Raw genomic sequence first — 22,487 nt, forward strand, 5'->3', positions numbered from 1 at the left:
AACCCTTGCAGTTAGCCGCGCGTGGCGCGTGGCTGGCTGTAACTGTCCAGCGTTTCGACGAATTGCCAGTTGTCACGGTACGGACATCATCGTTGCACCCCAAGTCCGCCCGGTAAGCCGTTTGGCCGTGGCGGGAAATAATTCAGCCCCAAAGAAAATCCTGTTCTTACCTAACTCAGTGGTCTGCTGGCCCGGTGCCCGCCTTAGCTGGCTGTCCATTTTTACCGGCGTGCTGCTTACGCCGTGTTGTTTGCGAAGGAGCTTCTCGATGAACAAAGAATTGCCGTGTGATCAAGCAAGCGTTTTGCCAGGCCGTGTGCGCGGCATGGTGGTGAGAAATGTCCTGCCCATTCTCTTCGTGCTGCTCTCTGCCGGTGTCAGCGCGCGTGCCGGCGATGCGCTGTATTTTACCTTTCAAGATGCCACGGATTTGCCCGCCAACCCTTCGAGCATTTTGATTCAGTCGCCGAGTTTCTTAGACGTTCCGGCAGGCGCGGTGCTCAAAGTTCATCTCATGCGCGGCGATGTACGGCTGTCCACCAGCACGTTGACGTTCGCGCAAGCCGTCAGTAGTGCGGCTTTGTTACCCGCGCGGCAATTTGCTTCTTTTGTGCCGCAAACTGAAACCAACGTGCAAGGCGAAGTATTGCCGGGCGTTACCCTCGTGGCCGGCAATGCGGATTTGAACGCCGTGACGCAGGCGCCCTTGCAATATCGGTTTCTTTGGGAGCTTTCCGCTGGTGTGATGGGCACGCCCAGCCGCACGGTGATCACCGGCCCGCGCGAGATGTTCGTCATTAAATTCCTGGATTTGAAATTGTGCGCCGTCTCAGCGGCCTCGAAACTGGATGATCAGAAACCCGGTTCGCTGCTCTTTTTCACCCGCTACACATCCAGCGCCAGCAATGCCGCGCGCGAAAATACGCAACTCAGTCTGACCAATACCAATCCCGGCACTAGCGCGCTTGTGCGGCTCTTTTTGGTCAATAGCTCGACCTGCGAAGTCAGCAACTTCACGCTGTGTTTGGCCGCCCAGCAAACCGTGAGCTTTGCCTTGAGCGATCTCGATCCGGGCGTGAAAGGTTACATTATGGCGGTCGCCACCGATGCTGGCGGACGTCCCACCGATTTCAACTGGCTGATTGGGCAAGCCGTCGTCAAGCAACCGCTCGGCGGGCGCAACGTGTCGGCCTTGCTCAAAGCCTACACCGTCGCCAAGCGCAAAGAAGGAATCGTGACGGCGGATGGCAACAATCAGGCAGAGATGATTTTCGACAATGTGAATTACGACCGGTTGCCGGCGCAATTGGGGTTCGATGGTGTGCCGACGCAACTCAACGGTTTGAATACGACCCAGCTTTCGTTGTTTCGACCCCTGGCGAATTTTGCCGGGAGCGGGAGTTCGACGAACCTGCAAATCACGGGCTTCGGCACGGGCGCTTCAAATCAGGTCGTTTCAACCAGCGGCACCACGCCGTTGTCCTGCCTGACGGATGTGAACATCGGCTCGTTGCGCTTGGCGCCGCTAACTGTCAGCAATTTAATTCAGCCCGGCAACTTTGCCTGGTTTTCCGTTTCGACAACGGAGTTGTTGCCGCTGTTGGGAACGCAACTCACCAGCGGCGAGGTCAATGGCGGCACGACCGCGCGTGTGTTGAGTTACAGCACGGAATATCGCATCAAAATTCCGGTCAGCAGCGCCGCCTGTCCATAGTGAGTTTTGTGTAAACGTGCTTGGCACAAAAGAGCGGCCCGCCGAAATTTCAAGCTAAGCCTGCGTTTCGGACTTGATCCAGCAAGGCCGATAGCTCTGCTGGCAAGGGCGCCGTGAAATCCAAACGTTGCCGTGTCGCCGGGTGGGTGAAGCTTAACCGGGCGGCGTGCAGGAAGGGCCGTTTCAAGCGCGTGACTGCCGCGCGTATTTGCGGATGTTTGAGTTGTTGCGCGCGGCCCGCGTCATAGGTCGTATCTGCCACGACAGGGTGATTCAGATATGCCAGGTGCACACGTATCTGGTGCGTGCGCCCGGTCTTGATTTCCACCTCCAGCAATGTGAACTCAGCAAAACGTTCCACCGCCTGATAAAGCGTCAAGGCGGAGCGTCCCTCTTTGACGACGGCCATTTTCACCCGGCTACGCGGATCACGGCCCAGCGGGGCTTCGATGCGACCGGCATTCTCTTTGACGTTTCCGTAAACCAACGCAAGATAGTTTTTGCTGACCGTGCGCGCCTCGAATTGTTCGGCCAGGTGCAGGTGCGCCTGGTCTGTCTTCGCCACGACAATCAGCCCCGAAGTCCCCACATCCAAGCGATGTACGATGCCGGGCCGCGAAACGCCGCCGCGTTTGGGCAGGGCGGCGGCTTGCTGTTGCAGGTGATGCACCAGCGCATTGGCCAGCGTGCCTGACGTGACGCCCGCGCCCGGATGCGTGACCATGCCAGCGGGTTTGTTGATGACGATCAGGGTGTCGTCTTCGTAAATGAGGTTGAGCGGGATGTCTTCGGGGACGGCTTCGATGGGCGGCGCTTGCGGAATCGTTCCGGCAATGAATTCGCCCACGGTCAGCCGATGACTGGGTTTGACGAGACGGTCGTTGACGGTGATTTCACCGCCCGTGATCGCGCGTTGAATGGCGGAGCGGCTAGCCGTGCTGACTCGTTCGACCAAAAAAAGATCAAGCCGCTGATTGTCAGCTTCGACGGGGACGGATAACGCCAGGACGGCAGCGGCGCCGTAATCGTCGTCTTCCGCTAATCGTTCTTTTACTTCTTCACGCGCAGTCGCAGTCGTGTTAGCCATTATTCGATTGGGCACTCGTAGCGCAACCCGCCGAGGTTGCGCGGCTTCAGCAAAAGACCACAGGGAGTCCATGGTTGGAGTGAAGCAAGCCGCGCAACCTCGGCGGGTTGCGCGACTTGGAATGAGGCGCTCTTCGTGCTTGGATTGAGCTTCTCGTAAATATGTCCCGACATCTGTTACTCGATGTAAAACTCTTTGGGATAACGTTCGACCGGCGGGCCGGACTTCTGGGCGAGCGCGAAGATGTTGTCGCCGCGCATGTCGGTCGGCAGATTGACCTCTTCCAGCAGCTTCAGGATCGCCGGATTGGAGCGCAGCCAAACATCTTCAGTTTCCAATTCGATGGCGGTGAACCCGGCGGCGGCCAGCGCGATGCCGACTTCATACGGCGCGTATTCGCGGTTGTGCTGGTCAGCGGGGGAAGTCAGATTGTATTGCGAAAGCAGATAGGGCGCGCAGCCGATCAGGACGCCTTCCAGTGAACGCGCGCTGGCGATATTGGGCGTGGTCAATAGCAAAAAGCCGTCGTCCTGCAACACGCGGTTGCATTCCCAAAGCATGTGCAAGGGATCGCGTTGCAAATGTTCGAGCAATTCGCAGCAGAGCACGACGCGAAAGTGTTTGTCGGGATAGGGAAAGGGATCGGACTCGACGTTGAAGTTGCGCAACTCCACCTTGTGGCTTTCGCTGCCGTTGACCTGTTTGATGATCTCGACGGTCAGTTTCTCTGCGCCTTCCCAATAATCCGCGCCAAACACTTGCTGATAGCCGCTGAATTTTTTGAGCGCGGGGACGAGGTGTAACAGACTGCCGAGTTCGAGCAGGCGGTCGGTCGAACGTTGTGGCGGCGGAATGCGTTGCAGCGTGGACAGGAAGCGGCGCAGGTGCTGCTGGGTGTATGCGCGCTCACCGGCATCGCTGATAAAACTGAGAATGTAATCCACCACTTCGCGTTCGTCGGCAGTGAACTCGGTCAGCTTGTCGGGCGCGACCTTTTTCCAGTCGAGAATCTTTTGATAAAGCGTGGCATCGGTCGTCGGCAGCTTGGTTGCGCCAATCAGGCCGCTGCTTTGCGCGAGTTTGAGGAAGGATTGCACGGGCGCGGGCGGCTCAGTTTCGGCAGGTGTGGCCGCCGGGTGATTGCCGTTGGTCTGAGCTTTGACCTCGCCGCCAGCCTGTTGTTTGGCAAGCTGTTCGCGCAAGGCTTTGAGCTCGCGCCGCTGTTGATCAAGCCGCTGCTCAAAGATTTGCAACATCACGTCGGTGCGGTCGAGGATGTCGGCCCGGTTGAGTTTCAGGTTCGCGTCGGTACGTTTCTCGTGCCGCTCCATGCGCGTGTCGGTGAGCTTTTCCAGGGCCACGAAACGCTCGTCAATCTGGCGTTCGGCGCGGGCAAAGCGGTCGTCAAAGCGGTTGTCGGTAAGGCGCATGTGGCCGTCGAAGCGTTCATCCAGGCGCTGCGCCAGCGCGATCAACTGGGCATCGTTGCGTTGTTCGATCACGCTGAAACGTTCATCGGTGTGCGCTTCCAGCTTGGCGAAACGTTCGTCTACGCGCACATCGAGCGCCGCTTCATAGTTGTTGGCGCGTGTTGTCGCTTCCTCTGCCTGAGCGCTAAAACGCAATTCCAGCCGTTCATCCACCGTTTGATCGCGCGCGTCCAAACGCTCATCCACCGCCTGTTCACGCGAATCCAAGCGCTCATCCACGGTTTGTTCGCGCGTGTCCCATCGTTCATCCAACGCATGTTCACGGGCGTTCAGCCGCTCTTCAAGAGCCACGGCCCGCTCTTCCAGTCGCGTATCAAGCGCGCGTTCGTAGGCGTCCGCACGGGTGTCAGCGCGTTGTTCAACAGCGTCAACCCGCGCGTCCAGCTTGTGTTCCTGTTCGTCTAAGCTCGCCGCAAGTTCGCGCGAGAACAGGAAGCGCAGATTGAGCCAGAAAAGTTTAAGGCGATTCATCGGTAGTCGGTGGTCGGTGGTCGGTAGTCGGTAGTCAATCGAAGGCTACTGACTACTGACTACTTTTTGTGCCAGTAGTTAAAGACTTCGTCGTAAACCGCTTGGGTGGCGCGGGCGGCGCGCTCCCATGAAAAGAGCTGAGCGCGTTCCAGCCCAGCCTGTTGAAAATGTGCGTGCACATTGAAATCACTGAGCAGCGTTGCCATTGCTTCCGTCAACGCCCGCGCGTCATCGGGAGCGTGCGTGAGACCGGCTTGGCCGACGACTTCCGGCAAGCTGGTCACGTTGCTGGTAATGACCGGCGTACCGCAGGCCATCGCTTCGAGCGGCGGCAAGCCGAAGCCTTCGTATGATGAAGGATAGACAAAGGCCTGCGCCGCCGAATAAAGCGCGGGCAGGTCGGCATCGTCCACATAACCGGTGAACGTGACGTGCTCTTGCAGTTGCAATTCTTCGACGAGCTTGAACACTTCGTCAAAGAGCCAGCCCTTGCCTCCTGCCAGCACCAATTGTGGGCGCTGTTCGGTCGTCCGCAGCAGGTCGGCGTAGGCACGCAACAACGTCAGCAAATTCTTGCGCGGCTCAATGGTGCCGACGTAAAGCAGATATGGCCCGCGAATATCGTGCTTTTCCAACACCGGCTGGATTTCATCTTCGCGCAGCGGGTGCAGGTGCGGGCGCGCGGCTTCGGGAATGACGCGCAGCTTGTGTTCTTTGACGCCCAAATGTTCGATGGTTTCGCGCTTCGTCCATTCGCTGGGCGCGATGATCAGCGTGGCGCGCCGTGCCATCAAGGGCATGCGCCGTTTACCGCGTTTGACGTTCTCGTTCTCGTGCGTGTGGGCCTGGGTAAACAGCGATAGATCGTGAATGGTCACGACCGTCGGACAGTTGGCCCACAGCGGAATGCAGTAGTTGGTGCCATGAAAGACATCGAACGGCGAAATGCGCATCAGCGCAGGCAAGCCCACCAGCCACCAATGGCGGAAGATCGAACGCACCGGTAGAAATTGTTTGATCAGATTCGGCGGCTTACTCTGGCCGTTGGAGTGACTGTCGGCCTTGCCATTGCCATTGCTTAACCCGCTGGACTGGCCGTTGAATTCAAAGGGAAAATCAAAGGGAGAAAGCAGCGTGTACTGGTGTTCGTGATGCGCGCGTGCCAGGGCATCGGCCAATGCGTCCGTATAATGTCCGATGCCTGTTTTTGCCGCTACTAAGGGAATTGCGTCGAGGCCCACTCGCATAGGGCGCAAGCTTACTCATACGCTTCTGGTTTGGCAAATTCGGTTTTAGACAAAGCGCGCGCGTGTTGTATGCTCCGGCCAAAGCATTCCGCATTCGTCATCCTAAAAACGCATGAATAGTACTGAACTTCGACAAAAACTGCTGGACGATGCCCAGCAATCCAATCAAGAAATGGCGGCTGGTTCGTGGTGGCACAGCCTGGATTTGGGCAATGGCCTGGTCACGCCGGGCGTGCATTCGCTGGCCGAATTGCGCGACAACTTCGGCCATTTCAACTTGCCGGATGATCTGGCCGGACGCAGCGTGCTCGACATCGGCTGCTGGGACGGCTTCTATTCGTTTGAAGCCGAACGGCGTGGCGCGCGCGTGACCTCGGTGGATTGCTGGCGGCCCGAAAACTTTTTCAAAGCCAAAGCCGCCCTGCATGCGCAGGCTGAATTTCATGAGCTGAGTGTTTACGATGTGACCAACGCGCGACTGGGCGCGTTCGACATCGTTTTCTTTCTGGGCGTGCTCTATCACCTGCGCCATCCTCTGCTGGCGTTGGAGCGGGTGTGCGAAGTGACGCGCGATTTCGCCATCATTGAATCGCACGTGGTGGACAAGCTACACGCCGCGCAGGAACCAGTAATGGAATTTTACGAATTCGACGAACTCGGCGGGCAATATGACAACTGGTGGGGGCCGAATGCCGAGTGCATGGCGCGGATGCTGCGTTCCGCCGGTTTCGCCCGCGTCGAACTGTTGCGGCAGGAAGCCACGCGCGCGACCTTCAAGGCGCATCGCCATTGGCACGATTATCCGGCCAAGTCCGCACCCACATTGCGACTGCGCGAACTGTTCAACGCCGTGACGATCAAGCCAGAATTTCCGCGCACGGGGCGGCACGCCTTTTTGGCGGCGCTGGTGGAAGGGCTGCCCACGCACGCGCAACGTTGGGACACACGGGTGGAAATCGGGAGCTTCGGCATTCATCCGATTTATGTCGGTCCGTCCGGCGATCCAGCCAAGGCTGGTTTGACGCAGATCAATGCGCCGCTGCCGCCGGGGCTGGCGTTAGGCGAAGCTGCGGTGCGGATTTGGCACGCTGGGCAGCGCACAGAAGACGGCAGGATTGAAGTGATTGAAGGCACGCAATGGTAGGAAATGGGAAAGTCTGGCGAAGTCTAGAGAAGTCTGGGGAAGTCTCGCTAGTTACCATCTGCAGGTTTGCCTGCGAGAGTTGATTTGCCATGACATTTCCAGACGGCAGTGGTTCAAGCAGGAGAGATAAAAGAGAGATTACGGAACAGACGGAAATAACGGAACACACGGAACTGGCTTGGTGAGTACTGTTCCGTTTGTTCCGTAATCTCTCTCCTCATTGATCCACTACCTTCCAGACTTCGCCAGACTTTAAGCTTTAGCCCGGCGGCCAAGTCATCGGCCGTCCGCCCAGCAAATGGATGTGCAAATGATCAACCGTCTGGCCGCCCTCGCCGCCCGTATTGATCACGGTGCGAAAGCCGCTTTCGGCAATGCCCAACTGGTTGGCGATCTTGGGTACCAGGCGCAGCAGGTAGCCCAGCAAGGGTTGGTCGCTCTGACTGGCGTCGTTTAATGAGTCCAGGTGTTCTTTGGGAATCAACAGCACATGGGTGGGTGCCTGTGGGTGCAGGTCGCGGAAGGCCAGTGCTTGGTCGTCTTCATAGACTTTCTCGGACGGGATCGTGCCCTCCGCAAGTTTGCAAAAGAGGCAATCGGCTTCTGTCATTCAAACTCCTTACAAAAGATAAAATTGATTGAGCGGCGATACTAACACAGACTTTCGCCTTTGCGTGCCGAAGACTGCGCTTGACCGCGCGGGGTTGTTATTTTAGGGTTGCCGCGTCCCCTGGCAGCTTTTCACGAGGTAAATTACGATGCGGTTATTCAGTGTGATTATAATCTTGGTTGGCGGGCTTTGGCTGTCGGCATGTCATACGCCCGCTCCCGTCGCGGCTCAAAGCACTGAGCCTGAGCAGCAGGATATGCCTTTAACAGCGCCTGTCAGAGTGCCGGTTTACACTTACGAGGTGGTCAACGTCTATCCGCACGACGCGGCGGCGTTCACCCAGGGCTTGGTGTTTTACCAGGGCGCGCTGTTTGAGAGCACCGGGCTGAATGGCTCATCCAGTTTGCGGAAAGTCGAATTGGAAACCGGGCGCGTGCTGAAAAAGCTGGATGTTCCGTCGCAGTATTTTGCCGAAGGGCTGGCCCTGTTCAATGGACGCTTGTTGCAACTGACCTGGCAAAACCACGTGGGTTTTGTTTACGACCAGGAAACCTTTCAGCAACTCAACACTTTTTCCTACTCCGGCGAAGGTTGGGGCCTCGCCAACGATGGCAAGTCGCTGATCTTGAGCGACGGCAGCAACCAGATTCGCTTTCTCGACCCGAACACCTTTCAAGTGCAACGCACCATCACCGTGCGTGATCGCGGACAAGCGGTGGCGCGGCTGAATGAACTGGAATACGTCAACGGCGAAATCTTCGCCAACATTTGGTACACCGACCGCGTGGCCCGCATCAATCCGGCGGATGGCAGCGTAGTGGGCTGGATTGAGCTAAACGGCTTGCTCACGCCACAAGATGGCAGCCGCGCCGATGTGTTGAATGGCATTGCCTATGATGCCGCCACGAATCGTTTGTTTGTGACGGGGAAGCTGTGGCCGAAATTGTTTGAGATTAAGTTGAAGGTTGGGCGGAATGAAGTGAGAAGGTAGCTGGCAGTAGGCCGCAACCGCCAACCGCCAACCGCCAACCGCCAACCGCCAACCGCCAACCGCCAACCGCCAACCAGTCACGGCTTGATGTTATAAACCTTGATCTTGCTATTCAGCGTCGTGTTGTTCATCCCCAACAGCTTGGCCGCTTTGCTTTGATGCCCGCCTGTCAGTTCGAGCGCGCGCCGAATGAGTTCGACCTCAAAGCGCGAAACTTCATCGTAAAACGAAATGCCGCGAGCGATGTCGAGCGCGCCAGCGACATCCGAAGAATCGCTGTCGCCGGTCTGGCTGGCCCGTGGGTGCAAAACTTCCTCGCGCAAACATTCGGGCGTCAGTTCATCGCCACGGGCGACAATGACGGCGCGCTCGATGGCGGATTCCAATTCGCGCACATTGCCGGGCCAGGGGTAGGCTTCGAGCAAGCGCAAGACTTCGGGCGAAAGCTGCTCGGGCAGATTGCGCCCATTCTCGGCGTTGTATTTGCGAATGAAATGTTGCGCCAACAAAAGAATGTCAGAGCGCCGCTCGCGCAACGGCGGCAGATGAATGTTGATGACGTTCAGGCGGTAAAACAGGTCTTCGCGGAAATCGCCTTGCTTGACCGCGCGCTGCAAATCGCTGTTGGTGGCCGCGATGATGCGCACATCCACGCGGCGCGGTTGCGTGTCGCCCAGCGGCGTGAACTCGCGTTCCTGAATCACGCGCAGCAAGCGCGCCTGTGTTTCAGGCGGAATCGTGGTGATCTCATCCAGAAAGATCGAACCGCCGTCGGCGACTTCAAACAAACCTTTTTTGGCAGCGACCGCACCCGTGAACGCGCCTTTGGTGTGGCCGAAGAGTTCCGATTCGAGCAGTTCAGACGGGATGTTGCTGCAATTGACGGCGACGAATTGGCCGGCCTCGGCACGCGGGCTGGAAAAATGAATGGAGCGTGCGACGACCTCTTTGCCAGTACCCGATTCGCCCGTGATCAACACCGTCGAACGCGCGGGCGCAACCTGTTCGATCAGATCGAAGACTTCGCGCATCGGAGTCGAAGTGCCGACAATCTGGCTGCGATCCGCCGAAGTCTTCAAGGTGCGCCGCAACACGCGACGTTCTTCATCGCCCCGGCGGCGCGAAATCCCGGCGGCGACTGTTTTCAAAATTTGCTGATTGTCGAAAGGCTTGCGGATGCAATTGAAGGCGCCCAATTGCCAAGCCGCGATGGCCGTGTCGAAGGTCGCATAGGCCGTGATCATAATCACGACGGCTTCGCTATCCAGCTTCAGAATTTCTTCCAGCGTGCGCAAGCCGCCGATGCCGGGCATCGAAACGTCCAGCAAAACCGCGTCGTAAGTGCGCTCGTGCAAGCGCGCCAAGCCCTCTTCGCCGGTCTTGGCCAAATCCACGCGAAAGCCGTCGCCGGACAGCAGGCTTTCCAGCACGTCGCGCATCACTTCTTCATCGTCCACAACCAGGACATTGCCCTTTTTTGCCATAATCAAAAGGTAGCGTAATTTCGGCGAATGCGCCAATCAGCGGGAACCGAATGACGCGGCATTAGTAGCGCAACCTGCCGAGGTTGCGCCGCTGCATCAACTACAACCCCGATCGCAACTGAAGCCATTGTCGTAATCAAATGAAGCCGCGCAACCCCGGCGGGTTGCGCTACTCTGTCGCCAGCCGCCCGATCATTGACGGTTCATCGCGCCTCGGGCTGTTGACCGCCGTCGAGACCGGATAAGCTTCCAACTCGCCATCCGGGTAAGGCCGCAACAGCGGCAGCACCTGCGCGGGTTTGTTGGCCGGATCGAGCCACGCAGCTTCGTCTTCAGGCCGCAAGAGCGCCGCCATGCGATGGTGAAAGCTGCGGATCAGCGCGTTCGGCTCGACCGTGATGATCGTGCACGTTTGCAGCCGCGTGCCATCCAGCAGCTTGCATTCCTCCCACAAGCCGGCAAAGGCGAACAGCCTCGCGTCGCGCCGGTGGATGTATACCGGTTGCGCCGGTTTAGTACTTTTATCCCATTCGTAAAAGCCATCGGCGGGAATCAGACAGCGGCGTTTTTCGAGCGCGTATTTGAATGAAGGCTTTTCGGCCAGCGTCTCGGCCTTGGCGTTGATCATTTTGTTGCCCATAGCCGGGTCTTTGGCCCAGTACGGCACCAGCCCCCATTTGCAAAGCCGCACGTGCCGACCCGCGTTGAAATAAATCACCGGTACGTTTTGCGAAGGCGCGATGTTATAGCGGGGCGGGCCGAATTCAGCCTCGTCCGCCTCGACTTCAAAGCGTTCGGCGATCTCTGCCGCCGTGTGTTTGCGCGTGAATCTTCCACACATAGCTGTCAACTCATTTAGGTTTTGAAATTGCAACGTTGCGGCGTCAGCTTACCATTTTGGACACGGGCGCTGTAACTCGGGGCGGCAGGTGCGGCCAATTAGGGATTGTCCGCAGGCGTTGGTTGCGCAAAGCGTTCCAGGCAAGCCTGGCACAGGCAAGCGCAGTACTGCGTGCGCATGCGTTGCCGCGTAACCTCGTCGAGTTTGATCTTGAAACACCAGCAGCCGGTCAACGAAGCGCCGCATTGAAACGGCTCTCCACACGCTTCGCATGTGCTTGGCGCGCGACCTGAGGGCAAGATGAATTGGGTGAGTTCACGCAACATGATTGTTAGTGCAGTGGAAGCTGTTCGACAGGCATTCTCCATTCTCAATTCTTCATTCACTGGCAGGGAATCATCGTTGCCAGCGACCTCTTGCCGGGAATTGAGAATGAAGCATAGAGAATTGAGAATGCCTGGCCTTTGTCAAAGCTCAAGGCGTTCAGTTAGAAACGATAGCTTGCGCCGCCGCTGAATTGCGCTGGCGGTGTACGGAAGCCGCTCTCAAAGTAAACGCGGTTCAAGACGTTGTCCACCTTGCCATAAAAACGCCAACTGCGGTCGTTGCCCACCGGCAGCGTATAACTCGCGCCCAAATCCGCCTTGACCGGCCCGTCGAATTGGAACGCGCGCGACGGGAAGCCCAAGGCCAAAAAGTATCTGTTCGCCGCAAACAAGTCGAAGGTTACATCCATGCGTTTACCCACGCGGTGATTCATGTATGCCGAGAACTGCTGCGCCGAAATGCCGAACGCCGGGATGAAGCCCGCCACCGATGACGGCCGCCGCTGGTCGGAGTTGGTGTAGGTGTAACTGAACTGCACGTCGGTCGTGCGCGTGGGTTTGGCTTGCACCGAAAGCTCAACCCCGCGCGCCAGCCCTCCACCGGTGTTGCGGTAACCGCCGAAGCGCCCGAAAGGATCGGTCGCCGGATTGATGAAGCCGCTGAAATCGAAGAAGGTCACTTCCTGCAAGCGCGTGTAAAAATAGGTCGCGCTTGCCTTGACGCGGCCAGCCAGGAAACTTTGATCCACGCCGCCATCCACCGCAATCGAACGGTCGGGCCGCAAACGCGGGTCGCCATAGGCGCTGAAGCTGCCGCCGAAGAAGCCCGAGCCGAAGCGCTCATACAGCGACGGTGCGCGATAGCCGTTGCCGACGTGCGCGCGCAGCTTGGTGCCGCTGGTTTTGATGAAGTAGGCGATGGAGCCGTCGCCGGTGTACGCATTCGGCGGGGCCGGGAAACTCGCGTTGGTGAACACCGGCGCGCCGCCAAAAAAATCGGGCCGGGCAAGTTGAAAATGTTGCGCACGGAAGGCCAGCGAGATTTGCAAACGTTGGCCGAGCAGGCGCAGTTGATCTTGCACAAACAGCGCGTGGCTGCGCTGGCTGACTTTGGTGCGGGCGTTGACACGTTGCGCCGGATTCGGATTTTCATCTTCGGTCGGATTGTCGAAGGCTTCGCGCTCGAATTCATAACCGCCCGTGAATTGGTTCAAGCGATTCGCCAGCAGATCAAAGCGCGCGTTGACTGTATCAATGCGCGCGTCAAAGCCGCTGCGGTTGTTGAATTGCGGCTCAAAGCGCACGCCCTGCGGCCCATCGCGAAAGGCGCGCGCCGTCAGCAGGCTGTTGTAGCTCAGTTCGTAGCTCAACCGGCTGTTGAGCGCGTGATTGAAGCGCAATGCGCCGGAAAAATAGCCGGCTTGGCGGCGGTAATCAGGATCGTTCAAATCAGGGAAAAACGTGGCGTTGCCCAAATTGTAAGTCCGCCCCGTCTCAAACAGCCGCTGTTGCGCCAGCGCCAGCGGAATCGCTTTGATGATGCCGCTGGCGGGCAAATTGGCGGTGGGCGCATTGAAGGGGCTGTCATTGAGTTGGGCGAAAACTTTGCTGGCGTAAAGCCGCCCGCTCAGTGTGGCGGCAGGCGTCAGTTGATAGCGCGCGAAACCCTGCGCGCTGGTGTTGCGGGCTGCGTCATTGCCGTCCAAGCCGCTGGCAACATTGAGGTGCGCCAGCCCCGCGCTGTAAACAAACCGGTTTTCGTTGAAGCCGCCCGCCAGCGTGGCGCGCGTCCTGAACAGACCCAATTGGCCGCCTTCCAATTGCACCTGACCATGAGGCGCGCCGCCGCCTTCGTCTGAAACCACGTTGATGACGCCGCCGATGGCGTTGGTGCCGTAAAGAGACGAACCGGAGCCGCGCAGCACTTCGACACTGTTGGGATTGACAACGAGCAAATCGGAAATGAACGAGAGCGCGTCGCCCGCGATGGACGAAGCGTCGCGGAAGCGAAACCCATCAAGCAGGATTGCCGTGTCTTCATTGCGCAAGCCGCGCGTTTTGATCGCGGTGAAAGCCTGTGGCCCGCCGTTTTGTTGCACACGCAAACCGGGCGTCAAACGCAGGGCTTCGGCCAGCGAAAATTCGTTGCGCTGTTCGATCTCGGCGGCGCTGATGGTGCTGACCGATTTGCTGACTTCATCCACCGCTTGCGGCGTGCCGGTGGCGGTGACGATGACGCCGTCATTGATGCCGGCAGTGTTTAACTGCAGGTCGAGCTGGGTTGTTTTGCCTTCCACCGTCACGGTGTGAACGGCGCGCGCGAAGCCCGCCGCTTCGACCGTGAGCAAATATGCGCCGCTGCTGAGGCGCGCGAAATGATAGCCGCCCTGGCTGTCGGTGACCGCATTGACTCGGGCGTGGTTGGCGCGGGCATAGACGGTAATCGTCGCGTTGGTCACCGCCGCGCCTTGGGCATCGGTGACACGTCCGCTGAGTTCCAATCCGCCTTGCGCATAAAGCGCGACAGTTTGGAAAAACAGTACGAAAGCAAAGGTGCAGGGAAGTAAGTTGTGTAGGCGAGGGCGTCGTTCGATCAACGCCAGAATAGAAACAGGCGATCTCATGTGCCAATCCTTTCACTCGAAGGAGCATTCAAACTGCCAAACGAATCGGTCTCCTGACTTGCGGCTTCAAACCTACTTTCCCGTCTTCCCATCAGGCCAGCCGTGCGGTTTGGGGCCGCACAACCTAACACTAACAGTGACATCGTCACTACAAAGTTAAGGGATTTCGTATCCGCTTACAGTTGCGAGGACAGCGGTGGAATTGCACCACACTTCCCGGCATCCGTTGGCATTGCTCAGTTGTCAAAAGTGTAGCGCCGTCGGTGTGAGGGCGCCGTTGGAGTCATTCACCCTGAACGACGCCGACACCCTAGCATGGGCCGCGCCGATTCCAAAACATCCTCCCGCCCTGCCCCAAAACATACGGCGGCATCTCTGGCAACGGCCAGCCAGCGCGCGCGACAAAACGGAACCGCAGTGAGCGCCATCCGCTGCCACTTTTTTCAAACGACCCTTGGCCTGGCTGGATTGTCTAGTGTATAGTAACACTAGACAATTGACTTGACGGGTAAAGGAAAGGAGATCACGATGCAAATCACGATTGATCAGGCTGACGCGCGACCGATCTATCGGCAGGTGGCGGATGAGATCAGAGCCTTGATTGCGCAAGGCGAGCTGCGCGAAGGCGCACCGTTACCGCCCGTGCGGCAATTGGCGGCAGATCTCGGCGTCAATATGAACACGATTGCGACGGCTTACCGCGAGTTGCAAGACGCAGGATTGCTGGCCGTCAAACATGGCTCGGGCGCGTCGGTGACTTCGCGGCAGACGAGTGCGGAAAGCCGGCCCAGTACCGCTGATTTGCGCCGTGGCATACGCGCGGCGCTGACGCAGATGGTGCTGGCGGGTATGCGGCGCGGGGAAATTATGACGCTGATCGCGGACGAATTGCGCGCCCTGCTGCAAGGAGCGAAGTGATGCAATCAACACCGCTGGTCGCGCTCACAGTTGGAGTGTTTTGCCTGAGGCTGCTGTCGCACAGGCGATTCTGGCAGTTGCCGCTTAAACAGGGCGAAGCATGGTTTCTGACTACGCCAGTAGCGCCGGGTTTTTATCAAGGCGCGGGCAAAAGGCTGTTGCGACAATATCGTGGTTGGTTGTTGGCGCCGTTCGCGCTGGATGGGCTGACACTGCCGCTGCTGCTGTTGAGCGGCAGAGCGTTTTATCTTTTGCACGTGCAGGTGGCCACACAGGCGCTGACAGCGGTCTATTACAACCTGGTGTTTTATCAATTCGCCTATCGGGCCAAACCCTTTGCCGCGCCAAGTGCCGAGCCGCCCGTGACTGCGGCGCAATTGGTGATGGAGCCGCGCCGCTTGCGTGATCACACGAACCGGTTGCTCGAAGCAGCAGTGCTTGTCGGGCTGACGCTGTCAAGCGCGCTGCTCGGTGCTTGGTGGCGCGGCTCACAAGAGGCCACGCCCGCTTTCTGGGGCGTATTGTGGTTGCTGTATCTGCAAATCGGTTTGTGGCTGCTCAAACTGGTTTTTGTGCGCTGGCGTATCAAGCTGCCCTTGCGCCGGACGGAAGATTTTCGACGCTGGCGCGCAGCCTGGCTCGTTTACCACTTGCGGGTCTTTGATGCCATTCGGCTGTTGCTGGCCGTGTTGCTGGTGACGCTGGCGGTTGATCAAGCCTTCGGCGAGAGCTGGCAGATGGATTGGATGACGATCTTGCTGGCCCTGGCTGTTGTAATCATCGCCATCTATTGCGCGCGCGAAGGCCGCCGGGTGACAGCCGTACAACTCGAAGTGCAACCCATGACGCTGGCGCGCGAGTTTCCGCCCGCGCCCGTGGCTGAAGGACGTTTCTTTGCCAGCGGGTTGCTGTATTTCAACCCGGATAACCCGTTGGCGTTGGTACGTAGCCCGCAGGGGCTGGCCTTCAACCTGGCGCATCGCGCGACCTGTTTGTGGATCGTGTATTTGGCTGGTTTGATTTTACTTTTGGTGTGGCAAATCAGCCGCGCTTCAAACTGAAAAAATACGGAGAAAAAATTATGCAGAGAGTCATCAACCTAGTACTCCATCAAGCTGAAAATGAGGGATGTAGGGCGGGATTTAATCCCGCCCTACATCCCGGATGCGCTCTCAGCATCCATCACTTACAGCTTGATGGAGTACTAGGTGCGCTGAGCCTGTGCCTAATACTGCTGTGCGCTTCAGCAACCGCGCAAAACGCCGCCCCTAAGCTGCAACTCGAACCTTGCCGACTGGCGGGCTGGAATGAAGACGTGCGCTGCGGGCGTTATGAAGTTTTCGAAGACAGAAAGGCGCAAGCCGGGCGCAAAATTGCGTTGAAGATCGTGGTGTTGCCGGCGCTGAATGGCAAGGCGCTGCCCGATCCGATTTTTTACTTCACAGGCGGGCCGGGCGGCAGTTCGACTGAAACCATCGCACGCGCAGGCAAAACGTATCTGGCCAGCCTGCGCCGCGAACGCGATCTAGTGTTCGTAGACCAGCGCGGCACGGGCGGCTCCAATCCGTTGCCCTGCAATCTTTATCCTGACAAAAACGACATGGCAGCCTACTTCAGCGAAGTGTTATCGGTGGAACGAATGCGCGCCTGCCGCACGGAGTTGGAAAAAGTCGCGGATTTGAAACTCTATTCGACACCCACGGCGCTGGACGATTTGGATGAGGTGCGCGCGGCGCTCGGTTACGCGCAGATCAATTTGTACGGCGGGTCATACGGTTCGACGGCGGCGTTGGCCTATCTGCGTCAATATCCGCAACACGTGCGCACTGTCACGATTCTCGGCGTCGCGCCGCCCGATATGAAATTGCCGCTGCCCGCGCTCAAAGGCGTGCAGAACGCGGTGGAGCGCGTCTTTGCCGATTGCGCGGCGGAGGAAAAATGCCACGCCGCCTTTCCGAACCTCAAGGCCGAGTTGGCAACGGCGCTGCAACAGTTGGAAAAAGCTCCTGCGAAATTCGAGACAGTCAATCCATTCACGCGGCAACCGGCCCAAATCGCCATGTCGCGCTCGGCCTTTGCCGAAATGTTGCGCACGCTGCTCTATCAGCCCGCCACCTCGCGCTGGGTTCCGTTGTTGGTGCATCAGGCCGCAGCGGGCGAATTTGGTCTGTTCGCTTCTGTTGCCTATCAAAGCTTTCGTGGGATTGAAGACGTCATCGCGCGCGGCATGCATTTCTCGGTCGTGTGTGGCGAAGACCTGCCATTCATCACCGACGCCGATTTGGCGCGCGAGAAAGCAGGTTCGTTTTATGGCGCTGCTCGGGTGCAAGCCTATCGTAAGGTCTGCGAATTCTGGCCGCACGCGAACGTGTCCGCGAGTTTTACTACGCCCGTCAAATCGGACAAACCCGTCCTGCTGATTTCAGGCGAAGCCGATCCCGTCGCGCCGCCCTGGCTGGCCGCCGAAGCCGCAAAGCATTTGCCCAACGGTCGCCACTTGATGATTCCGCACACGGGCCATTTCTTCGCGTTTCCTTGCGTGGACAAACTGGTGGCCGAATTTGTGACGCAAGGATCGGCTAAAGAGCTGGACGCCGCCTGCGTCAGTGCAATTCGTCCGCAACCATTTATGACCGAAGAGCTGCTGAACGAGATGGCGCAGCAACAAACGGCCAGCAGCAAGCAACTGCCTGCGGCGAACGAAGAACGCTGGGAAGGCGTGCTGGAAGCCGGGCAGCAAAAGCTGCGCTTGATTTTGCGCCTGGCCAAAGCGGCGGACGGAAAACTGTCTGGCAAGCTCGACAGCCCGGATCAAGACGGGTTAAAAGACTTGCCGATTTCGACTCTGACGTTAAAAGAGGGCAAGCTGCGCTTTGAGATGAACCTGATCGGCGCGTCGTATGAAGGCAATGCCAACAGCGCTGGCACGGAGTTTATTGGTCAATGGCAACAAAGCGGCTTGAGCTTGCCCCTCACGTTCAAACGTCTGCCCGCCAGTAAATAATCAGTTTTGCTGGCGTCTGGCAGAGGGCCTGAAAGGAGGCAAATGATGACGGATGTTCCGAATTTGTACCGCGTGATTCTACAAGTGTCTGACTTGGATCAGGCAGCCAGGTTTTATGCTGATTTGCTAGGCATCACCGGCAGAAGTATTCGCGGCGGGCGCTACTATTTCGACTGCGGCCCCGTCATCCTCGCGCTGCTCGATCCCACCGGCGAAGGCGCGACGGCACAACCGGCTCCCGACAATATCTATTTTTCTGTGAAAGACCTTGACGCCGTTCACGAGCGCGCGCGCAAACTGGGTTGCCTGTTGACGGAAGAGGTTCACGGCGCGCGCGCGGGGGACATCGTCACGCGGCCTTGGGGCGAGCGCTCCTTCTATGTGCGCGACCCCTTCGGCAATCGCTTGTGCTTTGTCGCGGCGGAAACCATTTTCACAGGGCAATGAAAGACACACCTCAAACTTTTCGGATTGCGGTCTTACCCGGAGACGGCATCGGGCCGGAAGTGATGACCGCAGGCGTTCAGGTTTTGCGCGCCGTTGAAACCCGCTTGACCGGCGTGCAATTTGAATTGCAAGAATTTTCGGTCGGGGCTGGTGAGTATCTGAAAAGTGGCGACCCGCTGCCACCGGCAACTTTTGCGGCCATTAAACAGCACGACGCGATTCTGCTGGGAGCGATGGGCTTGCCCAATGTGCGCTGGCCGCACGGCGTGGAGATGACGCCGCAGATTGATTTGCGCGAACGGCTGGATTTGTATTGCGGCCTGCGTCCGGTGCGGCTCTATCATGCGCAAGACACGCCGCTCAAAAAATACGCCGCCGGTGAGATTGATCTGCTGCTCGTGCGCGAGAGCACCGAAGGGCTGTTTTCATCGCGCCTCAACCAGATTCCGGCAGGCGCGCGCGAGGCGACCGACACGCTGCGCGTCACGCGGCACGCCTCCGAGCGGCTGTTTCGCGCGGCCTTTCGTGAAGCGCGCCAGCGGCGCGGGTTGGTTGCGCTGATTGACAAAGCGAATGTGCTGCCTTCGATGGCGTACTTTCGCGGCATCTTTGACGAGATCAGCGCCGAGTTCCCGGATGTGCGCACCGAACGAATCTATGTGGATGCCGCCGCGCTGTATCTGGTGCAGCAGCCGCAGCGCTTTGACGTACTGGTCACGGAAAACATGTTTGGCGACATTCTTTCCGATCTGACCGGCGGGCTGGTCGGGGGGTTGGGCATGGCGCCGTCGGCGGATATTGGCGATCAATATGCTGTCTTTCAGCCCGCCCACGGCACCGCGCCCGACATCGCCGGGCAGGGTATTGCCAACCCGACCGCGACGATTCTTTCGGTTGGCATGATGCTGGATTGGTTCAAACACGAAGAAACGCGGCGTGGCGCGGCCATCATCCGGCGCGCAGTCGAACACGTCTTCGCCGATTCACACAATCGCACGCGCGACCTGGGCGGCACGCTCTCAACCGTGGAATTGGCCGGCCTCATTCAACAGGTCGTGCTTGAGGATTAAGGATGAGAAGAGACGTTCGCCTTTAAGCTTGATCCGCGCGAAGTCGCCGACAAAAGCAAACAAAACATCTTGCGGAAGACAGCCTGCCAAGTGGTTGCCGATGGCTGTCGAGAGGTTTTCATGTCCAAAATAAAACGCCGCGAATTTCTGTTGACCATGCCCGCGCTCACGCTGGCCGCGCAAGCGAGTTGGGCTGGCGCTGGGAATACGACCGTCTCCATTCAGGGCGAGCGGTTTTTCATCAACGGCCGCCCGACCTACGCAGGCCGTGCCTATCAAGGGATGAAAATCGAAGGATTGCTGATGAATGCGCGGCTGGTGCAAGGGATTTATGATGATTTGAATCCCGACACGCGCAATCGCTGGCAATATCCCGACACCGGCAAGTGGGACGCCGAACGCAATACGCGTGAATTCATCGCGGCCATGCCGGCCTGGCGCAAGCACGGTTTGCTGGCCTTCACGCTCAATTTGCAAGGCGGCAGCCCGCAAGGCTATTCCAAAGAACAGCCCTGGCATAACAGCGCCTTCGCGGCGGATGGTTCGTTGCGCGCGGATTACTTGCAACGCCTCGCCCGCATTCTTAACCGCGCCGATCTACTGGGCATGGTCGTGATTCTGGGTTATTTCTATTTCGGCCAGGATCAGCGCTTACGGGATGAAGCCGCTGTCAAACGCGCGGTCGTCAATGCGACAAACTGGTTGCACCAAAAGGGCTGGCGCAACGTGCTGGTCGAAGTGAACAACGAATGCAACATTCAGGCTTACGACCACGAAATCCTCAAAGCCGAACGCGTGCACGAACTCATCAATCTCGTCAAAGCCACCACCAGCAAAGGCCGCCGCTTCCTGGCGGGGACGAGTTATGGCGGCGGAGCTATCCCGACGACCAATGTCGTCCAGGTATCGGACTTCCTGCTGTTGCACGGCAACGGCGTCAAAGACCCCCAGCGCATTGCTGAAATGGTCGCGCTCACGCGCCGCGATCCGGCTTATCGTGCGATGCCGATCCTCTTCAATGAAGACGATCATTTTGCTTTCGATCAGCCCGTCAACAATCTAATGAAAGCCGTGAGCGCTTATGCTTCGTGGGGTTATTTCGATCCTGGGCAAAGCGATTACAGTGATGGCTATCAATGCCCGCCTGTGAATTGGGGCATCAACACTGAGCGCAAGCAGTCCTTTTTCAATCTGCTCAAGCAAATGACCGGCGCAGTTTAACCGCCGCTTCTGAACCAAGTGAGATCAGCATGAAAACGAGAAACTTATTTCGCTTTTGGCAGACAGTTGTGTTCACTGCCTGCCTGCTGGCGGCGCGCCCGTCGGGGCACCTTACGCCAGCCGAGGCGCAACGCCCGAACGCGCGCCCGAATATCATCATCATTATGTCCGACGACATGGGCTGGTCAGACATCGGTTGTTACGGTGGTGAGATCAATACGCCCAATCTGGATGGGCTGGCGGCAAATGGGTTGCGCTTCACGCAGTTTTACAACAATGCGCGCTGCTGCCCGACACGCGCCAGCTTGCTGACGGGTTTGTACCCGCATCAGGCCGGCATCGGACACATGATGGAAGATCGCAACCACGAAGGGTATCGCGGCGACTTGAACCGCAACTCGGTGACGATTGCCGAGGTTTTGAAGCCCGTCGGCTATGCCACGTATGCCGTCGGCAAATGGCACGTCACGCCCGGACTGAATAAAGAGACGTTGGCGAAAACGCACAACTGGCCGTTGCAACGCGGCTTTGATCGTTACTACGGCACGATTCACGGCGCGGGCAGTTACTACGACCCAAGCGCCCTGGTGCGCGACAACCAACTCATCACCGTTGCCAATGACACGGAATATCAGCCCTCGCAGTATTACTACACCAACGCCATCAGCGACCACGCGACGCGCTTTATCCGCGAGCACAAACAGGGGCAGCCTTTTTTTATGTACGTCGCCTATACCGCCGCCCATTGGCCGATGCACGCCCTGGAAAAGGACATTGCCAAATACAGGGGCAAATATGCGCAGGGTTACGGGCCAATTCGGCAGGCGCGGTATGAAAAAGCCAAGCGGCTGGGCTTGCTTGATCCGCACTGGCTGCTGTCAGAGCAGGCGCTGGATTGGGGCAAGGTTGACAACAAGGATTGGGAAGCACGCGGCATGGAAGTGTATGCCGCGATGATTGACAGCATGGATCAGGGCATCGGGCGCATCATTGCTGAGTTGAAACGGCAGGGACAATTCGACAATACCCTGATTTTCTTTTTGCAGGACAACGGCGGTTGCGCCGAATTGAACGGGCGGGCGACGACGCCGCGCAACCCGTACAAAACACGCCCGGAAAAAGCTGTGTATGCACCGATGGCGAAAGACGATCAGCAGTATAACTCCGCGCCGCAACAGACGCGCGCTGGCCGCGCCGTGCTGATGGGGCCGGGCGCATTGCCGGGGCCGGCTGACACCTTCATTGCCTATGGCAAAGGCTGGGCGAATGTTTCCAACACGCCTTTCCGCGAATATAAGCATTGGACGCACGAAGGCGGAATTGCGACACCCTTGATCGTGCATTGGCCCAACGGCATTGCGCGCGCGCAACGCAACAAGCTGGTGCAAACGCCAGGGCACTTGATTGATCTGATGGCGACGGCGGTGGATTTAAGCGGCGCGCCATATCCGACCGTCAGCAACGGCCAGCCAATTCACGCGCTGGAAGGCATCAGTTTGCAGCCCGTCTTCACCGGCAAGCCGCTCAAACGCGCGCAGCCGATTTGCTGGGAACACGAAGGCAATCGCGCCATCCGCGCCGGCCAGTGGAAACTCGTCGCCAAAGAAAATCAGCCGTGGGAACTCTATGACATCGAAGCCGACCGCACCGAACTGCATAACCTGGCGGCGCAACAACCCGACAGGGTGCAAGAACTCGCCGCACAATGGGAGACGTGGGCGGCGCGCGCCCACGTCTTGCCGCTGGGAACGTGGCGGGCGCAAGCGCGTTAGCAAGAGAGTCCGCTTGCTAAGCCCAA

The 22,487-nt window shown here is 58.3% G+C and carries 18 protein-coding genes and 1 riboswitch; of the genes, 10 read left to right on the forward strand and 8 right to left on the reverse strand.

Features of this window, described 5'->3' with window-relative positions:
• Positions 1-268 precede the first annotated feature (268 nt).
• Entirely contained in the window at positions 269-1,714 is a 1,446-nt protein-coding gene (locus HY011_12845) for a hypothetical protein (GenBank protein ID MBI3423818.1), read from the forward strand.
• A gap of 49 nt (positions 1,715-1,763) precedes the next feature.
• On the opposite strand, the gene HY011_12850 is transcribed toward HY011_12845, so the two are convergent.
• The 3 genes from HY011_12850 to HY011_12860 form a co-directional block, all read right to left on the reverse strand.
• A complete protein-coding gene (locus HY011_12850) occupies positions 1,764-2,801 on the reverse strand; it encodes an RluA family pseudouridine synthase (GenBank protein MBI3423819.1) in 1,038 nt (345 codons plus the stop codon).
• A gap of 176 nt (positions 2,802-2,977) precedes the next feature.
• Complete coding sequence (locus HY011_12855) at positions 2,978-4,762, reverse strand: methyltransferase domain-containing protein (protein ID MBI3423820.1); 1,785 nt, start codon at positions 4,760-4,762, stop codon at positions 2,978-2,980.
• Positions 4,763-4,821: 59 nt separating this feature from the next.
• On the reverse strand, positions 4,822-6,018 hold the full coding sequence (locus HY011_12860; protein MBI3423821.1) for a glycosyltransferase family 4 protein: 1,197 nt from the start codon (positions 6,016-6,018) through the stop codon (positions 4,822-4,824).
• A 103-nt stretch (positions 6,019-6,121) separates the two neighbouring features.
• On the opposite strand from HY011_12860, the gene HY011_12865 reads away from it, so the two are divergent.
• Complete coding sequence (locus HY011_12865) at positions 6,122-7,153, forward strand: DUF1698 domain-containing protein (protein ID MBI3423822.1); 1,032 nt, start codon at positions 6,122-6,124, stop codon at positions 7,151-7,153.
• Between the two features lie 259 nt (positions 7,154-7,412).
• Here HY011_12865 and HY011_12870 read toward each other — a convergent pair whose 3' ends face one another.
• Positions 7,413-7,763: a histidine triad nucleotide-binding protein gene (locus tag HY011_12870; GenBank protein MBI3423823.1), complete on the reverse strand. Its 351-nt coding sequence runs from the start codon at positions 7,761-7,763 to the stop codon at positions 7,413-7,415.
• 256 nt (positions 7,764-8,019) lie between these two features.
• Here HY011_12870 and HY011_12875 point away from each other — a divergent pair, with 256 nt between their 5' ends.
• Entirely contained in the window at positions 8,020-8,754 is a 735-nt protein-coding gene (locus HY011_12875) for a glutaminyl-peptide cyclotransferase (GenBank protein ID MBI3423824.1), read from the forward strand.
• Between the two features lie 77 nt (positions 8,755-8,831).
• Here the strand turns inward: HY011_12875 and HY011_12880 are convergent, their stop codons facing one another.
• The 4 genes from HY011_12880 to HY011_12895 form a co-directional block, all read right to left on the reverse strand.
• Positions 8,832-10,238 (reverse strand): sigma-54-dependent Fis family transcriptional regulator, encoded by a 1,407-nt coding sequence (locus HY011_12880; GenBank protein MBI3423825.1) that lies wholly within the window; start codon positions 10,236-10,238, stop codon positions 8,832-8,834.
• 169 nt (positions 10,239-10,407) lie between these two features.
• The gene (locus HY011_12885) at positions 10,408-11,079 is read right to left on the reverse strand and encodes an SOS response-associated peptidase (GenBank protein MBI3423826.1); all 672 of its coding nucleotides are present in this window, start codon (positions 11,077-11,079) and stop codon (positions 10,408-10,410) included.
• Positions 11,080-11,177: 98 nt separating this feature from the next.
• Entirely contained in the window at positions 11,178-11,405 is a 228-nt protein-coding gene (locus tag HY011_12890; GenBank protein MBI3423827.1) for a cysteine-rich CWC family protein, read from the reverse strand.
• A gap of 161 nt (positions 11,406-11,566) precedes the next feature.
• A complete protein-coding gene (locus HY011_12895; GenBank protein MBI3423828.1) occupies positions 11,567-14,029 on the reverse strand; it encodes a TonB-dependent receptor in 2,463 nt (820 codons plus the stop codon).
• Positions 14,030-14,075: 46 nt separating this feature from the next.
• Positions 14,076-14,248: riboswitch (cobalamin riboswitch) on the reverse strand.
• Positions 14,249-14,557: 309 nt separating this feature from the next.
• On the opposite strand from HY011_12895, the gene HY011_12900 reads away from it, so the two are divergent.
• From HY011_12900 to HY011_12930, 7 genes are all read left to right on the forward strand, one after another.
• Entirely contained in the window at positions 14,558-14,947 is a 390-nt protein-coding gene (locus HY011_12900) for a GntR family transcriptional regulator (GenBank protein MBI3423829.1), read from the forward strand.
• Complete coding sequence (locus tag HY011_12905) at positions 14,947-16,008, forward strand: hypothetical protein (protein ID MBI3423830.1); 1,062 nt, start codon at positions 14,947-14,949, stop codon at positions 16,006-16,008. Before HY011_12900 ends, HY011_12905 begins: the two co-directional genes overlap by 1 nt.
• A 20-nt stretch (positions 16,009-16,028) precedes the next feature.
• On the forward strand, positions 16,029-17,951 hold the full coding sequence (locus HY011_12910; GenBank protein ID MBI3423831.1) for an alpha/beta fold hydrolase: 1,923 nt from the start codon (positions 16,029-16,031) through the stop codon (positions 17,949-17,951).
• A gap of 42 nt (positions 17,952-17,993) precedes the next feature.
• Positions 17,994-18,398, forward strand: coding sequence for a VOC family protein (locus HY011_12915; GenBank protein MBI3423832.1), 405 nt, complete (start codon positions 17,994-17,996; stop codon positions 18,396-18,398).
• Positions 18,395-19,468 (forward strand): isocitrate/isopropylmalate dehydrogenase family protein, encoded by a 1,074-nt coding sequence (locus HY011_12920; GenBank protein ID MBI3423833.1) that lies wholly within the window; start codon positions 18,395-18,397, stop codon positions 19,466-19,468. The genes HY011_12915 and HY011_12920 overlap by 4 nt, the downstream gene beginning before the upstream one ends.
• A 156-nt stretch (positions 19,469-19,624) precedes the next feature.
• Complete coding sequence (locus tag HY011_12925) at positions 19,625-20,689, forward strand: hypothetical protein (GenBank protein MBI3423834.1); 1,065 nt, start codon at positions 19,625-19,627, stop codon at positions 20,687-20,689.
• Between the two features lie 29 nt (positions 20,690-20,718).
• Entirely contained in the window at positions 20,719-22,461 is a 1,743-nt protein-coding gene (locus tag HY011_12930) for an arylsulfatase (protein ID MBI3423835.1), read from the forward strand.
• The last annotated feature ends 26 nt before the right edge of the window (positions 22,462-22,487 follow it).

The sequence above is a fragment of the Acidobacteriota bacterium genome (genome assembly GCA_016196035.1).
In the GTDB taxonomy this organism is placed as follows: domain Bacteria; phylum Acidobacteriota; class Blastocatellia; order RBC074; family RBC074; genus JACPYM01.

Excerpts from the sequence above, each read along its gene's own strand:
- HY011_12850 (MBI3423819.1), bottom strand. The coding sequence starts at position 2,801 with ATGGCTAACACGACTGCGACTGCGCGTGAAGAAGTAAAAGAACGATTA.
- HY011_12875 (MBI3423824.1), top strand. The coding sequence starts at position 8,020 with ATGCCTTTAACAGCGCCTGTCAGAGTGCCGGTTTACACTTACGAGGTG.
- HY011_12885 (MBI3423826.1), bottom strand. The coding sequence starts at position 11,079 with ATGTGTGGAAGATTCACGCGCAAACACACGGCGGCAGAGATCGCCGAA.
- HY011_12925 (MBI3423834.1), top strand. The coding sequence starts at position 19,625 with ATGCCCGCGCTCACGCTGGCCGCGCAAGCGAGTTGGGCTGGCGCTGGG.
- HY011_12880 (MBI3423825.1), bottom strand. The coding sequence starts at position 10,238 with ATGGCAAAAAAGGGCAATGTCCTGGTTGTGGACGATGAAGAAGTGATG.
- HY011_12905 (MBI3423830.1), top strand. The coding sequence starts at position 14,947 with ATGCAATCAACACCGCTGGTCGCGCTCACAGTTGGAGTGTTTTGCCTG.
- HY011_12915 (MBI3423832.1), top strand. The coding sequence starts at position 17,994 with ATGATGACGGATGTTCCGAATTTGTACCGCGTGATTCTACAAGTGTCT.
- HY011_12895 (MBI3423828.1), bottom strand. The coding sequence starts at position 14,029 with ATGAGATCGCCTGTTTCTATTCTGGCGTTGATCGAACGACGCCCTCGC.
- HY011_12890 (MBI3423827.1), bottom strand. The coding sequence starts at position 11,405 with ATGTTGCGTGAACTCACCCAATTCATCTTGCCCTCAGGTCGCGCGCCA.
- HY011_12865 (MBI3423822.1), top strand. The coding sequence starts at position 6,122 with ATGAATAGTACTGAACTTCGACAAAAACTGCTGGACGATGCCCAGCAA.
- HY011_12900 (MBI3423829.1), top strand. The coding sequence starts at position 14,558 with ATGCAAATCACGATTGATCAGGCTGACGCGCGACCGATCTATCGGCAG.
- HY011_12920 (MBI3423833.1), top strand. The coding sequence starts at position 18,395 with ATGAAAGACACACCTCAAACTTTTCGGATTGCGGTCTTACCCGGAGAC.
- HY011_12855 (MBI3423820.1), bottom strand. The coding sequence starts at position 4,762 with ATGAATCGCCTTAAACTTTTCTGGCTCAATCTGCGCTTCCTGTTCTCG.
- HY011_12930 (MBI3423835.1), top strand. The coding sequence starts at position 20,719 with ATGAAAACGAGAAACTTATTTCGCTTTTGGCAGACAGTTGTGTTCACT.
- HY011_12870 (MBI3423823.1), bottom strand. The coding sequence starts at position 7,763 with ATGACAGAAGCCGATTGCCTCTTTTGCAAACTTGCGGAGGGCACGATC.
- HY011_12845 (MBI3423818.1), top strand. The coding sequence starts at position 269 with ATGAACAAAGAATTGCCGTGTGATCAAGCAAGCGTTTTGCCAGGCCGT.
- HY011_12910 (MBI3423831.1), top strand. The coding sequence starts at position 16,029 with ATGCAGAGAGTCATCAACCTAGTACTCCATCAAGCTGAAAATGAGGGA.